Origin of the sequence: Rhodanobacter terrae (assembly GCF_042657005.1) — a bacterium.
Classification (GTDB): Bacteria; Pseudomonadota; Gammaproteobacteria; order Xanthomonadales; family Rhodanobacteraceae; genus Rhodanobacter; species Rhodanobacter terrae.
The window spans coordinates 25385-40333 of the sequence record NZ_JBHSNG010000014.1 but is presented as its reverse complement, the minus strand read 5'-3'; the positions used below and the strand labels follow the sequence as shown (position 1 = coordinate 40333).

At 66.7% G+C, this 14949-nt stretch carries 12 protein-coding genes and 1 riboswitch; of the genes, 9 read left to right on the top strand and 3 right to left on the bottom strand.

What is annotated here, in order from left to right; translation table 11 throughout:
- The first annotated feature begins 92 nt into the window (after nt 1-92).
- Both ACFPPB_RS13265 and ACFPPB_RS13260 read left to right on the top strand, forming a co-directional pair.
- Entirely contained in the window at nt 93-1757 is a 1665-nt protein-coding gene (locus ACFPPB_RS13265) for an APC family permease (RefSeq protein ID WP_377327836.1), read from the top strand.
- A gap of 241 nt (nt 1758-1998) precedes the next feature.
- Nucleotides 1999-2772 carry a nuclear transport factor 2 family protein gene (locus tag ACFPPB_RS13260; RefSeq protein WP_377327834.1) on the top strand — a complete coding sequence of 258 codons (774 nt, stop codon included), beginning with the start codon at nt 1999-2001 and terminating at the stop codon, nt 2770-2772.
- Between the two features lie 82 nt (nt 2773-2854).
- Here the strand turns inward: ACFPPB_RS13260 and ACFPPB_RS13255 are convergent, their stop codons facing one another.
- From ACFPPB_RS13255 to metX, 3 genes are all read right to left on the bottom strand, one after another.
- Nucleotides 2855-3997, bottom strand: a complete 1143-nt coding sequence (locus ACFPPB_RS13255; protein ID WP_377327832.1) for a homoserine dehydrogenase family protein — start codon at nt 3995-3997, stop codon at nt 2855-2857.
- On the bottom strand, nt 3994-5193 hold the full coding sequence (metB, locus tag ACFPPB_RS13250; protein WP_377327950.1) for a cystathionine gamma-synthase: 1200 nt from the start codon (nt 5191-5193) through the stop codon (nt 3994-3996). The genes ACFPPB_RS13255 and metB overlap by 4 nt, the downstream gene beginning before the upstream one ends.
- Nucleotides 5194-5274: 81 nt before the next feature.
- Nucleotides 5275-6303 (bottom strand): homoserine O-succinyltransferase MetX, encoded by a 1029-nt coding sequence (metX, locus tag ACFPPB_RS13245; protein WP_377327830.1) that lies wholly within the window; start codon nt 6301-6303, stop codon nt 5275-5277.
- A gap of 82 nt (nt 6304-6385) precedes the next feature.
- Nucleotides 6386-6501, bottom strand: a riboswitch (SAM riboswitch).
- A gap of 365 nt (nt 6502-6866) precedes the next feature.
- Here metX and ACFPPB_RS13240 point away from each other — a divergent pair.
- From ACFPPB_RS13240 to ACFPPB_RS13210, 7 genes are all read left to right on the top strand, one after another.
- Nucleotides 6867-7592 (top strand): 2OG-Fe dioxygenase family protein, encoded by a 726-nt coding sequence (locus ACFPPB_RS13240; protein ID WP_377327828.1) that lies wholly within the window; start codon nt 6867-6869, stop codon nt 7590-7592.
- Nucleotides 7593-7738: 146 nt separating this feature from the next.
- Nucleotides 7739-8923 carry a fatty acid desaturase family protein gene (locus ACFPPB_RS13235; protein WP_377327826.1) on the top strand — a complete coding sequence of 395 codons (1185 nt, stop codon included), beginning with the start codon at nt 7739-7741 and terminating at the stop codon, nt 8921-8923.
- Nucleotides 8924-9121: 198 nt separating this feature from the next.
- The gene (locus tag ACFPPB_RS13230; RefSeq protein ID WP_377327824.1) at nt 9122-9460 is read left to right on the top strand and encodes an RcnB family protein; all 339 of its coding nucleotides are present in this window, start codon (nt 9122-9124) and stop codon (nt 9458-9460) included.
- A 214-nt stretch (nt 9461-9674) separates the two neighbouring features.
- Nucleotides 9675-10031 (top strand): DUF1304 domain-containing protein, encoded by a 357-nt coding sequence (locus tag ACFPPB_RS13225; RefSeq protein WP_377327822.1) that lies wholly within the window; start codon nt 9675-9677, stop codon nt 10029-10031.
- Between the two features lie 14 nt (nt 10032-10045).
- Entirely contained in the window at nt 10046-10708 is a 663-nt protein-coding gene (locus ACFPPB_RS13220) for a M24 family metallopeptidase (protein ID WP_377327820.1), read from the top strand.
- Between the two features lie 103 nt (nt 10709-10811).
- Complete coding sequence (locus ACFPPB_RS13215) at nt 10812-14384, top strand: chemotaxis protein CheB (RefSeq protein WP_377327818.1); 3573 nt, start codon at nt 10812-10814, stop codon at nt 14382-14384.
- The gene (locus ACFPPB_RS13210) at nt 14384-14746 is read left to right on the top strand and encodes a response regulator (RefSeq protein ID WP_377327816.1); all 363 of its coding nucleotides are present in this window, start codon (nt 14384-14386) and stop codon (nt 14744-14746) included. Before ACFPPB_RS13215 ends, ACFPPB_RS13210 begins: the two co-directional genes overlap by 1 nt.
- The last annotated feature ends 203 nt before the right edge of the window (nt 14747-14949 follow it).

Genomic DNA, 14949 nt, shown 5'->3' with positions numbered 1-14949 from the left:
GGTCGCACATGACTTCCGCAAGGTGACATCGGACGGACAGTCTGCAACCATCGGCCTCTTTTGGCGCATCCGACGCCCGCCCAGGAGCTCCCATGTCCCAATCCAGTCCGATTCGCCGCGACGTCGGCCCGTTCGCCCTGATGCTTACCGGCCTGGGCTCGATCATCGGCTCCGGCTGGCTGTTCGGCGCCTGGCGCGCGGCCGGCCTGGCCGGCCCCGGCGCGGTGTGGGCCTGGGTGCTGGGCGCGGCGATCATCATGACGATCGCGCTGACCTACGCCGAACTGGGTGCGATGTTCCCGGAATCCGGCGGCATGGTGCGCTACAGCCATTATTCGCACGGCTCGCTGGTCGGCTTCATCGGTGCGTGGGCGAACTGGATCGCGATCGTCTCGGTGATTCCGGTCGAAGCCGAGGCCTCGGTGCAGTACATGGCTTCGTGGCCCTGGCAGTGGGCGCATGACCTGTACGTCCACATGCCCGACGGCCACGGCGAACTCGCCGTGCCGGGACTGATGATCGCGGCCGTGCTGGTGATCATCTATTTCCTGGTCAACTTCTGGAGCGTGAAGCTGTTCGCCCACTCCAACACGGCGATCACCGTGTTCAAGCTGGTGGTGCCGGCCGCCACCGGCCTCGCCTTGATCGCCAGCGGCTTCCACAGCGAGAACTTCTCGGTCGGCATCCACGGCGAGAAGCACGCCACCGACTTCGCCGCCATCCTCACCGCGGTCGCCACCGCCGGCATCGTGTTCAGCTTCAACGGTTTCCAGAGTCCGGTGAATCTCGCCGGCGAAGCGCGCAACCCGGGCAAGAGCATCCCGTTCGCGGTGCTCGGCTCGATCGCGCTGGCCACCGTCGTCTACGTGATCCTGCAGGTCGCCTATATCGGCGCGGTGCCGCCGGACCTGCTGGCCAAGGCCGGCTGGCATGGCATCGACTTCCGCTCGCCGTTCGCCGAGCTGGCGATCATCGTCAACCTGCACTGGCTGGCGATGCTGCTTTACATCGATGCATTCATCAGCCCCAGCGGCACCGGCATGACCTACACCGCCACCACCGCGCGGATGATCTACGGCATGGAGCGCAACGGCACCTTGCCGAAGATCCTCGGCCAGGTGCATCCGAAGTGGGGCGTGCCGCGCCCGGCGATGTGGCTGAACCTGGCGGTGTCGTTCCTGTTCCTGTTCTTCTTTCGCGGCTGGGGCACCCTGGCGGCGGTGATCTCGGTGGCCACGATCATCTCCTACCTGACCGGTCCGGTCAGCGTGATGACCTTGCGCCGCACCGCACCGGAACTGCATCGCCCGTTCCGCCTGCGCGGCCTGCCGATACTCGCCGGCGTCGCCTTCATCATGTCGACCGAGCTGCTGTACTGGGCGAAGTGGCCGCTGACCGGCGAGATCATCGTGCTGATGGTGGTGGCGTTGCCGGTGTACCTGTACTACCAGGCCAAGAGCGGCTGGCACGATTTCGCGCGGCAGATGAAAGGCGCCTGGTGGCTGGTGTTCTACCTGCCCACGCTGGCGCTGGTGTCGTGGGGCGGCAGCACCACGTTCGGCGGCAAGGGCTACCTGTCGTACGGCATGGACCTGGGCGTCGTGGCGGTGATCGGCCTGGTGTTCTACTTGTGGGGCGTGAAGTGCGGCTGGCGCACGCCGTCGGTGGAGGCGGCGCAGCTGGAAGCACGCGTCGACCCGTTCACGCCGCTGGTGCCGCCGGACGAGGAAACGGCCGAACGCATCACCGGCCGCTGAGCCCCATACCGGTTGCCATGGAAAACGCGCGGCGCAAGCCGCGCGTTTTTCGTTCGGGGATGCTTGCCGTCCAGCGCACGTGTCGAAAACGCGCCGCTCCGTTCGTCATTGATGCGAGAGCACGCGAAAGGGCGCCCTGCCTGACGTGCGAAGGAGAACGACAATGCATTCCCCCGGCAATCGTTTCGCGAGAAGAGCGGCCGGCTGCCCGCCCTTGCCGGCACAACCCGGAGCGGGTCGCATGACGGACACGCAGCAGGCCGGCGATCTCGTGCTTCGCTTCTACGCGACCTGCCACTCGGCCGACCGCGACGCGATCGAGACGCTGCTGAGTCCCGACTTCAGCTTCACCAGCCCGCATGACGACGCCATCGACCGTGCCACGTATTTCGAACGCTGCTGGCCGCATGCCGGAACGTTCGCCTACCTGGACGTGAAGGAACTCCTCATCGAGGACGACACCTGTTTCGTGCTTTACGAAGGCGCCGCCGCCAACGGCTCGGCGTTCCGCAATATCGAGCGGCTCCAGCTGGAAAGCGGCCGCGTCCGCTCGGTGGAAGTCTTCTTCGGCCGGCCGCGGGACGAAGCTGCGGATGCCGCAAGCGGGATCCGCGCCCTCGTCGAGAGCCAGGCGCAGGCCATCCGCGACAAGGACGCCGACGGAGTGATGAGCCACAACGCGCCCGACATGCTGTCCTTCGACATCGTCGCGCCGCTGCGCCAGCGTAGCGCGGAAGTGGTGCGCGAGCGGCTGCGGCACTGGTTCGATGCCTTCGACGGCGGCATCGGCTGCGAGGTGCGCGAACTCGAGGTGGCGACCTCCGGCGACACCGCATTCGCCCATTTTCTGCAGCGCTTCAGCGGCACCAACATCAGCGGCATGGCGATCGACATGTGGGTGCGCGTGACGATGGGACTGCGCCGGATCGGCGGCCGCTGGCTGATCGTCCACGAGCACGTGTCCGACCCGTTCGATCACGACAGCGGCATGGGGCTGACCCGGCTCGCTCCCTGAGCACGCGCTGTCCGATCAAGACATCGACCGGGCGATCGCAGCCGGATAAGCGGTGCCGCGGCCCAACACTGCGGCAACGCCTTCAAGCCAGTGCCAGCACATCTCCCAGCAACGCTTGCGCGGTCACTTCCGGCCCGGCACCCGGCCCCTGGATCACCAGCGGCTGGGTGTTGTAGCGGGTGGTGGTGAGCGCGAACTGGTTGTCGGTGCCGTACAGGCGTGCGGCCGGATGGCTCAGCGGCACTTCGACCAGGCCGACGCGGGCCCGGCCGCGCTGGTTGAGGCGGGCAAGGAAACGCAGCACGCAGCTGCGCGACCTGGCATCGGCATGCAGTTTGGCCAGCGGCTCGTCCAGTTCCTCCAGCCGGGCCAGGAAAGACTCCGTATCCAGCGCGCGCAGCGACTCGGGCACCAGGCCTTGCACGTCCACCTCGTCGGTGCCGAGCGAAAAGCCGGCGTTGCGGGCGATGATCAGCAGCTTGCGCGCAACGTCCTCGCCGGACAGGTCCGAGCGCGGATCGGGTTCGGTGTAGCCGAGCTGGCGCGCCTCGCGCAGCAGCGCGGAAAACGGGCGGCTGCCGTCGTATTGATTGAACAGCCACGACAGCGAGCCGGAGAACACGCCTTCCAGCGTGAGCAGGCTGTCGCCGCAGCTGCGCAGGCGGCGCAGCGTGGACAGCACCGGCAGGCCGGCACCGACGGTGGCCGAATCGCCGTAGCGACCGCCATGCGCGACCGCTGCCTGCAGCGCACGCCAGCCAGGCAGTTCACCGCCGGCCAGCGCCTTGTTCGCGGTGACCACGTGATAGCCGCGCGCCAGCCACTCGGCGTGGCGCGACGCCAGCGGCGCGCTGGCGGTGGCGTCGACGATCACCCGGACCGCCGCGCCGCTGGCATCGAGCGCAGCGAGCAGGCCGGCGTTGTCGCGGGTGTCGCCCTGGTGATTCAGTTGCTCGCGCAGGCTGCGGCTGGCGAGGCTGGCCGGATCGGTCTGCTGCCGCCGCGAATTGGCAGCGCCGACCAGCCGCAACGAGGCCGCGGCCGGCGTGTTGAGCAGCTTCAGCAGCGCGCCGCCGACCACGCCGGTGCCAAGCAGCACGATGGCGATGGCAGGCGCTGTGGGAGCGATTTTTGTGGGAGCGACTTCAGTCGCGACTGTCCCGCGGGCCGTGATCGCGGATGCAGCCGCTCCCACGGTAGCCGCCGCATCCAGCACCGCGCTCATGCGATCACCCGGCGTTTGGATTTCTCCACGGTGGCCGCGCGCAGCAGCGCCGCATCGAGGTCGCGCAGCAAATCGTCGCCGTCTTCGATGCCCACCGACAAGCGCAGCAGGCTGTCGGCGATGCCGGCATTGCGGCGCGCCTCGGGCGCCATCGCCGAATGCGTCATCGAGGCCGGATGCGCGATCAGGCTCTCCACGCCGCCCAGCGACTCGGCCAGCGAGAAGTACTGCAGCCCGTCGACGAAGGCCTCGATCTGCGTCACGTCGCCTTCCAGCTCGAAGCTGAGCATGGCGCCGAAACCCTGCTGCTGGCGCGAGGCCAGCGCATGGCCGGCGTGGCCGGCCAGACCGGGGTAGTACACCTTGCGCACGGCCGCATGACCGTCCAGCTGGGCAGCGATGCGGGTGGCGTTCTCCTGGTGCTGGCGCAGCCGCACGCTGAGCGTGCGCAGGCCGCGCAGGGTGAGATAGCTGTCGAACGGCGCGCCGGTGAGGCCGTTGCAGTTGGCCCACCACTTCAGCTGATCGAACACCGCCGCGTCGCGCGCCACCACCGCGCCGCCGACCACGTCGCTGTGGCCGTTGATGTATTTGGTGGTGGAATGCACCACCACGTCGGCGCCCAGCAGCAGCGGCTGCTGCAGCGCCGGCGACAGGAACGTGTTGTCGACCACCAGCAGCGCGCCGACCGCGTGCGCGGCCTGCGCCACGTGGCGGATGTCGGTGATGCGCAGCAGCGGATTGGACGGCGTCTCCACCCAGACCAGCGCGGGCTTCTGCGCCAGGCCGGCGGCCAGCGCCGCACTGTCGGTGAGGTCGGCGAACTCCACGCGGAAGCGGCCTTTCTTCGCCCATGCATCCAGCAACCGCCAGGTGCCGCCGTAGCAATCGTGCGCGGCCAGCACCGTGGCGCCCGCCGGCACCAGTTCCAGCGCCAGCGCCACCGCCGACATGCCGCTCGACGTCACCACCGCGCCGGCGCCCTGCTCCAGTTCCGCCAGCGCATTGCCGAGCAGGTCGCGGGTGGGGTTGCCGCTGCGCGAGTAGTCGTACGGCCGCTTGCCGCCAAGGCCGTCGAAACTGTAGTTGGTCGACAGGTGCAGCGGCGGCACCACCGCGCCGTGCTGGGTGTCCGATTCGATGCCGGCGCGCACGGCGCGGGTACAGGGGGCGGACTCGCTCATCTCAATCTCCAGGTCTTTCAAATCTGTTTTGTAGGAGCGCACCCTGTGCGCGAGGAATCTTGCGGTACAACGAATCGCGCACAGGGTGCGCTCCTACGCCAATGTCTCGCGCAGCAGCGGCGCGAGCTGCTCGGGTTCTTTCAGGAAGGCGTCGTGGCCGTACGGCGACTCGATCACCTCGAGCGTGGCCGGACCATGCAGGCGGCGCTGCAGCTCGCACAGGTCGGCCAGCGGCACCAGCCGGTCGGACGGAAACCCGATCAGCATGGCCGGCGTGGGAATCTGTTCCGGCTGGACGTCGTGCAGGTCGATCGACTCGGACAGCGCCAGGAACCGCTCGGCGTCGAAGCGCTCGACGAAGCGGCGGCCCTGATGCTCCAGGTAGTCCTCGACCGGAAAACGGAAGCGGTCGTCGCGCCACTCCGGACTGCCGGCAAAGCGGCGACCGAACTCGCCGCTGCCGCGGTAGGTGGTGATCGCCAGCTGGCGGGCCAGCGCCAGCGCCTCGTCGACCTGGCCGCTGGCCTGACCCAGGCGCACGATCCCGCGCTGCACGCTGCGCTGCGCCGTACTGAGGGGGTGCGGCCGATGCGCGCCGGCCAGCAGCACCAGCCGGTCCACGCGGCGCGGATGCCGCGCGGCAAACGCCAGCGCCACCATCGCGCCATACGAGGAGCCGACGAAGGCATGTGCCCGCGGGATGTCCAGCGCCTGCAGCAAGGCGGCCAGCGCGTCGGCCTGATCCTCGCTGGACACCGAGCCGGCGCCCAGCTCGTCCGGGGTCAGCCAGTCGATCGCCAGCACGCGCCAGCGCTCCAGATCGATCGCCGCACCGCTGCCGACCAGCGCCTGCCACCAGCCTGGAGCGGCATGGCCGTCCAGCGCGGTGACGTCGCGGTCGGCCGAGATGCCGCCTTGCACGATCAGCGTCGGCGCATCCGGCGCGCCGCACCACAGGTAGCGCACCTCGACCTCGCGCGGGCCGTTGCCGTACCTGGGGTTGATGACCAGCCGCCGCGTGCTGCGCTGGGCGGTCAGGCCCTCGCGACGCGATGCCACATGAAAGCGTGCCGAAGGGCGGCTGAAATCGGGCTCGGCGAGTGGCTGCGGCTGAAAAGTCATGCGGTTCTCCGATCGCATCGCCTGCGGAGGCGCCGGAGCCGGGTGTCACCCGTGCGCGCGAAGGGAGCTGCGGCAGGAATGACGCCCATCTCTCGGGGCGCCGTGGCGCCTCCGCAGGATTTGGCACCGTGACGGGAACGCTTCCCGCTGGTTGCCCCGGCATCAAAGGGCCTATCCCTCCGCCGGTCTCGATGAGTGGAGCGGATATTGAAGGCTACCATCATGTGTTGTCAATAGACGTCTAAACATCTAAACGTATATATGTTCATTGGTTATAACCATCGGCCGATCCTGCAGAGGTCGGACATGCGCCACCCGCGCCTTAGACCGAAGCACCGCGTGCCGCCGGTGCCGCCCCTTCCCGGCCGAACCCGCACACCCCACCTGGCTGTGGCTGCGTGTGTAGGAGCCCGCTCGCGGGCGATGCTCTTGGATGTTCTTCGGTTCGACCAAACCCAAAGCAAGAGCATCGCCCGCCAGCGGGCTCCTACACACACGGTCCATCTCAGGCCGGGTGGGTGGCGGCCGTCGCCGCTTCATGCAAGCCCTGCTAACGTAAGGGGATGACCGATTACCCCGATACGTCCGCGCTGCACACCCGGCTGCAGCGCGACGGCTTTGCCTTCGTCACCGCCGACACCATGCGCCGCCTGCTGCAGGCGCCGATGCTGGCCGACTGGCCCGCGTTCGCTGCCAGCTGGAACGACCTGGCGCCGGACAGCTATCTCGCCGCCAGCGGCCGCCGCCGGCGCAGGCGCCATGCCACGTTCGCCGCCGATGCGGGCGGCGAGGTGCGGCGCCAGCCGCACCAGCCGCATTACCAGAGCCTGCAGTACAACCACTTGCAAGGCGACATCCAGCGCTGGTTCGAACCCGTGCTGCCGACGATCGCCGATGGCGCCAGCCTGCGGCGCATCCTCGGCTTCTGCCGCGACTGTTTCGGCGCGCTGGCGCCGGCTGGCCGGCATTGGCATATCGAGGTGCACCAGTTCCGCATCGAGGCGCGCGCCGACGAGGCCGGCGAGCCGACGCCGGAGGGCGTGCACCGCGATGGCGTCGATTACGTGCTGGTGCTGCTGATCGATCGCACCAACATCGAGAGCGGCACCACCACCATCCATGCCCACGACGGCAGCCTGCTGGGCAGCTTCACGCTCACCCACGCACTGGATGCCGCACTGGTCGACGACGCCCGCGTATTCCACGGCGTCACCGCGGTGACACCGCTCGATCCGGCCCAACCGGCGCATCGCGACGTGCTGGTGGTGACGTTCAAGGCGACGGGCTGACAGCAGTCCACCCCCCGCTGGCATCGATTGGGGTACGCGGATCGTCCGGGCGAGCGGGCTACCCATCCGCTTTCGCGACGGCGACCAACATTCGCCTCACGCGCAATCGCGTAAGATGCATCCCTGATCTTTCGCCAGGCCATGACATGTCCCTCGATTCATCACATCGCGGGGATTCCTCTGCCGATTCGCTGTCAGTTGATGTCCACGCCGAGCGGCTGACGTTCAACGGCGACAATTCGTTCCATCGCGAACTGCGCCGCCGCGTCGATGCCGAATTCAAGCGCGGCGGCACCCGCCAGCGCGACAGCGCACAGATGTACCTGAAAACGGCGGCCATCCTCGCCATGTTCGCGCTTGCCTATGTCGCGCTGGTGTTCTTCGCCGTCACGTGGTGGCAGGCGCTGCCGCTGGCCCTTGTACTCGGCACGGCGACGGCGGGAATCGGTTTCAACATCATGCACGACGGCGGCCATCAGGCGTATTCGGAGCGGCGCTGGGTCAACCGGCTGATGGCGCTGGCGCTGGACCTGGTCGGCGGCAGCTCGTACATCTGGCAGTGGAAGCACGCGCGTTTCCACCATACCTGGGTCAACGTGGCCGGCCACGACAGCGACATCGATCTCGGCGTGCTGGGCCGGCTGTCGCCGCAGCAGCCGCGCCGGCCATGGCATCGCTGGCAGCACCTCTATCTGTGGCCGCTGTACGGCGTCACCGCAATCCGCTGGCATTTCTACGGCGATTTCCGCGACATGATCACCGGCACCGTCGGCGAGCGTCCGTTCAAGCGACCGAAAGGCTGGGATCTGGCCGGATTCGTGATCGGCAAGCTGGTGTTCTTCACCCTCGCATTCGGCCTGCCGCTGATCTTCCATCCGGTCGGCGCCGTGCTGCTGTTCTACAGTCTGGTTTCGGCGGTCGCCGGCATCCTGCTGGCGCTGGTGTTCCAGATGGCGCACGTGGTGGAGGAAGCCGCGTTCCCGATACCGGACGAAGCCGGTCAGCGGATCGACGTGCCATGGGCGATCCATCAGCTGGAAACCACGGTGGATTTCGCGCGCGGCAACCGCGTATTGAGCTGGCTGATCGGCGGGCTGAATTTCCAGGTCGAGCACCACCTGTTTCCGCGTATCTCGCACGTGCACTACCCGCTGGTCGCGCGCGTGGTGGAAGCCACCTGTCGCGAGTACGGCGTGACCTATCGCGAACACCGCACGTTCGGTGCCGGCATCGCCTCGCACTACCGCCTGCTGCGGCGACTGGGCAGGCCGGTCGCCACGACCGGCACGGCACCAGTCGCGCTGTTGCCCGAGTCATTGCTGCACAGCTGACGTGCGACCGTCGCCTGGACGTGAATTCCCCACTGCCGCGGAATTCACGCCCAGCGAGCTTGCACCTTGCGATGCTGTGTTCGCAGTAGCCATGCCTTCGGTACGGTTTCACCTCCGGGCAAGCGCGTGCGCTGACATTTGCCGCTGTCCTTGACCTGTGGCTCCGCCACAAGCTTGGCATTCCATATAGGGCACATCATGAAAACGAAACTAGTCTTGGCCATGTGCGCCGCTCTGCTGGCATCCGGCGCAGCGATGGCAGCGCAGTCCGACGATCAAAGCGGCACCGTTCAAACCACCAAGACCACGACCACTACCGTGCAGCACGTCAACGGCGCCAACACCACCTGGTACAAGGAAGGCGGAGTTGTGCCCACCGAGTATCGCGACAATCGTTACGTTGTTCAGCACTGGCAGGTCGAGCACCTGAACGAGCCGGTCCATGGTTCCCATTGGGTGCGTGGCGACGATGGCGACTACCTGCTGGTCGATGAAACCACCGGAGCGATCACCAAGATCATCCACCACACCGACTGACCCACCAGAGGCGCGCCCGTCGGCGCGCCCCGCTCAAACGGATCCATGGCCTCCATGGATCCGTTTTTTCGTGGCGATACTCAACCCTCAGATTGACCGAGTCTCCCCGCGGTTCGAGGTACTTCCATTTGCGATGAACCAATCCGGCTGCGACACTCAAGGCACGGCGTTCCGGCCATGGAGCGCCGCGGTCAGCCATCCGGGGGAAGTTGCCATGTCCGTTGCCGCAAACGTCGTGATCGCCGTCATCGTGCTGTTGCATCTGTGGTTCCTGATCCTGGAAATGTTCCTGTGGACCAGGCCCTCCGGTCGCCGCGCGTTCGGCCTCACCGCGGAATTCGCCGAGCAATCGAAAGCGCTCGCCGCCAATCAAGGTCTGTACAACGGCTTCCTCGCCGCCGGGCTGGTCTGGGGTCTCTGTCTGGGCAGCGCCGGCTTCGGTGTGAAAGTGTTCTTCCTCGGCTGCGTGCTGGTCGCCGGCATCTTCGGCGGACTGACCGCGAGCCGGAAGATTCTGTGGATACAGGCGTTGCCGGCGGCGATCGGACTGGCACTCGTCCAGCTGGCCTGATCAAGCAGACGCTCATGACGGTTCCCTCCCGCGAAGCTGTCGGACCGCGCTTCGATCCCGCCTTGATGCAGCGCGCCCGCGAAAAGACCTGGGCCGCACTGCGCGGCATCCACCAGCGCATGCGTCCCGGCATCAGCGAGGACGAGGCGAAGCTCGAAGCGGCCGAAGTATTCCGCGAACTGGGCTTCGAGCGGTTGTGGCATCCGGTGCTGATCCGCATCGGCGCGAACACCACCAAGACGTATCGGCAACGCTCCGACTCTAATGTGCGGCTGGGCGAGAACGACAGCTACTTCATCGACCTCGGACTGGTGTTCGACGGGCATGAGGGCGACGTGGGCGATACCTTCGTGGTCGGCCACGCGCCGGAACGACAGGCATGCGCGGATGCGGCGCGTGCCCTGTTCGGCGAAGTTGCCGACGCGTGGCGCACGCAGGGACTGAGCGGCCAGGCGCTGTATGCCTTTGCCGGCGAGCGTGCCGAGACGATGGGCTGGCGGTTCAACCATGCGACCAAGGGGCACCGGGTCAGCGACTTTCCGCACTCGGTGCACCGAGGCGGCGACCTGGGTGACCTGGAAGCGTCTCCATCCGGCGGATTGTGGATATTGGAGATCCAGATCGCGCATCCCACCGAACCCTTCGGCGCGTTCTACGAGGATCTGCTCGCGCGCTGATCCGCGCGCAACAGCCCATCTGCGGCAATCACCCGGGGTGAACGGCATGCGCGCTATGCTGGCGCCTCATCCGGGCGTTGCCCGGATTTTCAGGCTGTCCCGCATGCCGTCGTATCTGAAGCCCGTGCCCACTCCCGCCGCCACCGCCGGCAAGGGCGGCTCATCGGCGAAAACCCGCAAGCTGCCACCGGCCAGCACCATGATCGTCGGCATCGGCGCCTCGGCCGGCGGGCTCGAAGCGTTCAAGGCGTTCTTCGCTCAGATGCCGGCGGATGGCGAGCTGGCCTTTGTGCTGGTGCAGCACCTGGCACCCGATCACAACAGCCTGCTGACGGAGCTGATCGGCCGCAGTACCGTCATGCCGGTGCTCGAAGCGACCCATGGCATGCGCGTCGAAGCGCGGCATGTCTACGTGATTCCGCCGAATGCCACGCTGACCATTGCCGACGGCGTGTTGCAGGTATGCAAGCCGGCGCCGCCGCGCGAGCATCGCTGGCCGATCAATACGTTCTTCACGTCGCTGGCCGAGGACCAGGGCGATTGCGCGGTGTGCGTGGTGCTGGCCGGGACCGGCAGCGATGGTGCGCTGGGACTGCGCGCGGTGAAGGATCACGGCGGGTTGACGCTGGCGCAGTCCGGCTTCGATCACGAGGCGATGACCGGCATGCCGGCCAATGCGGTGGCGACCGGGCTGGTCGACGCGGTGATGCCGGTGTCCGACATGCCGGCGCGACTGTTGACCTATCAGAAGCAGATGCACGCCGCGAGGCAGAAAAAGGGTTCCGATGGCGTGCGCGGCGACGTGGCCGCGCACCTGAAAACCATCTGCGAACTGCTGCATGCCGAAATCGGCCACGATTTCGGCCAGTACAAGGAAAAGACTCTGATGCGGCGGATCCAGCGGCGCATGCTGGTGGTGCAGGCCGAGACCGTCACGGATTACATCGAGTACCTGCGCGAGCATCCGAACGAACATGAACTGCTGTTCCGCGAATTCCTGATCGGGGTAACCGAGTTCTTTCGCGACCCGGTCGCGTTCGAGGCGCTGCGCACCATCGCGATCCCGTCGCTGCTGGCCGACAAGACCAGCGATGACGTGCTGCGAATCTGGGTGCCAGGCTGCGCCACCGGCGAGGAGGCCTACTCCATCGCGATCCTGCTGCGCGAGGCGATGGGTTCGCAACGCGGCCTGAAGGTGAAGATCTTCGCCACCGACATCGACGACCAGGCGATCGATCGCGCCCGTGCCGGACGCTATCGCGCGCCGTTGAACGGTATTTCGCCCGAGCGCCTCGAGCGCTGGTTCAGCAAGGATCGCGACGACTACTGCGTGGCCAAGCAGATCCGCGAGATGTGCATCTTCTCGCCGCACAGCGTGATCAAGGACCCGCCGTTCTCGCGGATGGACCTGGTCTCCTGCCGCAATCTGCTGATCTATCTCGACAACGACCTGCAGGAACGGCTGGTGCAGTCGTTCCACTACGCGTTGCGACCCGGCGGCTTCCTGCTGCTGGGGCCGTCGGAGCGGCTGGCGCGGAACGCGCGCCTGTTCACCGAGCTGGACAAGAAGCAGCGACTGTATGCGCGTCGCGACGGCGCGCATACGCGCCCGCGGGGCTTTGTCAGCATGCAGCCACGGCCTTTCAACGGCACCGAGCAGGCCACGCCGCGGCATGCCGAAGACCTGATCGATCAGCATGCGCGCCAGGCACTGGAGCCGTGGTCGCCTGCCTACGTGGTGATCAACAGCAGCCACGACGTACTGCGTTTCGGCGGCGATACCGGACGTTACCTGGCACCATCGGCCGGCGCGGCAAGCCTCAACCTGTTCCAGCTGCTCGACAAGTCGCTACGCGGCGCCGTACGCGCGGCCACGCTGCAGGCATTCGCCAGCGGCAAGCAGGTGATCCGCGAAGGACTGACCGTCCTGCTCAACGGGCTTGAGCGGTCGTTGCGGCTGATCGTGGAGCCGCTGGGTCAGGATGATCTCCGTGACGACGGCAAAGTCGAGATGTGTGTGGTCGCCTTCCACGAACTCGAACCCGCGTCGTACTCGACCGACCCGACGACGGACGGCAAGCCCGGCAGCGAGCCCACCCGCACCCACGCGCTGGAGGACGAATTGCGCGGCACACGCATGCAGCTTCACGCCGCCGTCGAACTGCACGAAACGGCCAGCGAGGAGCTGAAGTCGGCGAACGAGGAATACCAGTCGGTCAACGAGGAACTGCAGTCCGCCAACGAGGAGCTGGAAACCTCGACCGAGGAAATGCAGTCGATCAACGAGGAATTGCAGACCGTCAACGCCGAGCTCAACAGCAAGAACGAGGCCTTGAACCGGCTCAATAATGACATCCGCAACCTGCTGGACAGCACGCACATCGCGACCATCTTCCTGGACCGCGAGCTGCACATCCGCAGCTACACGCCGATGATGACCGAGCTGTTCCATCTGCGTGACGGCGACAAGGGCCGCCCGATCACCGAGATCTCGCCGCGCATCAACTACCCGGAACTGAAAAGCGACGTGGCGCAGGTTCTGAACGACATGGCGGTTACCGAACGCACCTTGCGCGGTGCCGGCGAGGCGCCGACCTTTCTGCTGCGCATGCGTCCCTACCTGACCTTCGACAATGTCGTCGACGGCGTGGTGCTGACCTTCGTCGACATCACCGAAAGCCAGCAGCTGAACAGCGAGCACGCCCGCCTGGCGGCCATCGTGAACTCCTCGCGCGATGCGATCTTCGGTTTTTCGCTGGATGAACGCATCAGCAGCTGGAACGTCGGTGCCGAACGCATCTTCGGCATGACCGCCGAACAGATGGTCGGCCAGCCCTTGAGCATGCTGCTGCCGCCCGAGCCGTCCGAGGAGACCAGGAAGTTTTTCGTCAGCCACGAGCGGCCGCTGCGGCTGGCCGAGTTCGACATGACCTGGGTGCGACCGGACGGCAAATCGGTACCGCTGGCGATCAGCTATTCGCCGGTATGCGATCACGAAGGCACGATGTTCGCCGGCAAGCTGATCGCGCGCGACGTCACCGAGCGCGTACGCGCGGCACGGCACACGGAAATGATGCTGGCCGAGCTCAACCATCGGGTGAAGAACACCTTGGCCACGGTGCAGGCGATAGCCCAGCAGACCCTTGCCAATGCGCCGGATCTGCCCGCCTTCAGGGACAGCTTCCTGTCGCGGCTGCTGGCGCTGTCGAACACCCACAACCTGCTGGCACGGGATGCGTGGCTGGGTGCACCGCTGATCGGCATCGTCAACAGCGAACTGGCGCCGTACCGCAACGACAGCGACACACGCGTGGACGATGCGCGGGTACGCCTGCAGGGCAACGAGATCAACCTGCCGCCGAAACAGGCGCTGGCGCTCAGCATGGCCTTCCACGAGCTGGCCACCAATGCCGGCAAGTACGGCTCGCTATCCGTGCCGGAAGGCCAGGTCACCGTCACCTGGGCAACACGCATGAAGGACCACCGTCCGTGGCTGCTGCTGCAGTGGACGGAAAGCGGTGGACCCGCCGTCGATCCGCCCACGCGCCGCGGCTTCGGTTCACGCCTGATCGATGAAGGCGTGCCGTATGAACTGGATGGCGAGGTGACGCTGGCATTTCCCCGCGACGGTGCCACCTGCACCATCGATGTACCACTGGACGAGGTAGTTTCCTGATGATCATTGACAGCCACCTGCCCTGCATCCTGCTCGCCGAAGACGAGATGATGCTGGCGATGATGCTGGAAGATCGCCTGAATGCATCGGGTTACAACGTGATCAAGGCGGCGCGCCTGGCCAGGTGCCTGGAGCTGGCCGAGTCCGCATCGATCGACCTGGCGATCCTCGACATCAACCTGGCCGGCGAAGTCAGTTTTCCCGCTGCCCTGGTGTTGCGTCGCCGCGGCATACCGTTCGTGTTTTCCTCCGGCTACGGCGATGAAGACATACCGGACGTGTGGCGCAACGAAACGGTCCTGCAGAAACCCTATGACACCCGGCAGCTGACCGCGGCACTGACTGCCCTGCGCGCCGCCTGACGACCGCCGCACAAGAGTGCGCGCCCTGTTGCCGGCACCGGACCCGACAACGCGTGCCGTGCCGCCCCGATCGGGCCATTCGACGCGGCCTCGCCGCGTACCGGTTATCATGCAGCCGACACGTACGCGCAGCCTGCCTGCACAGGCCCGCACATCCTGCGACCTGACCTGCAGTCCCATTGAAAAAGCGCCTGCCGGACAGC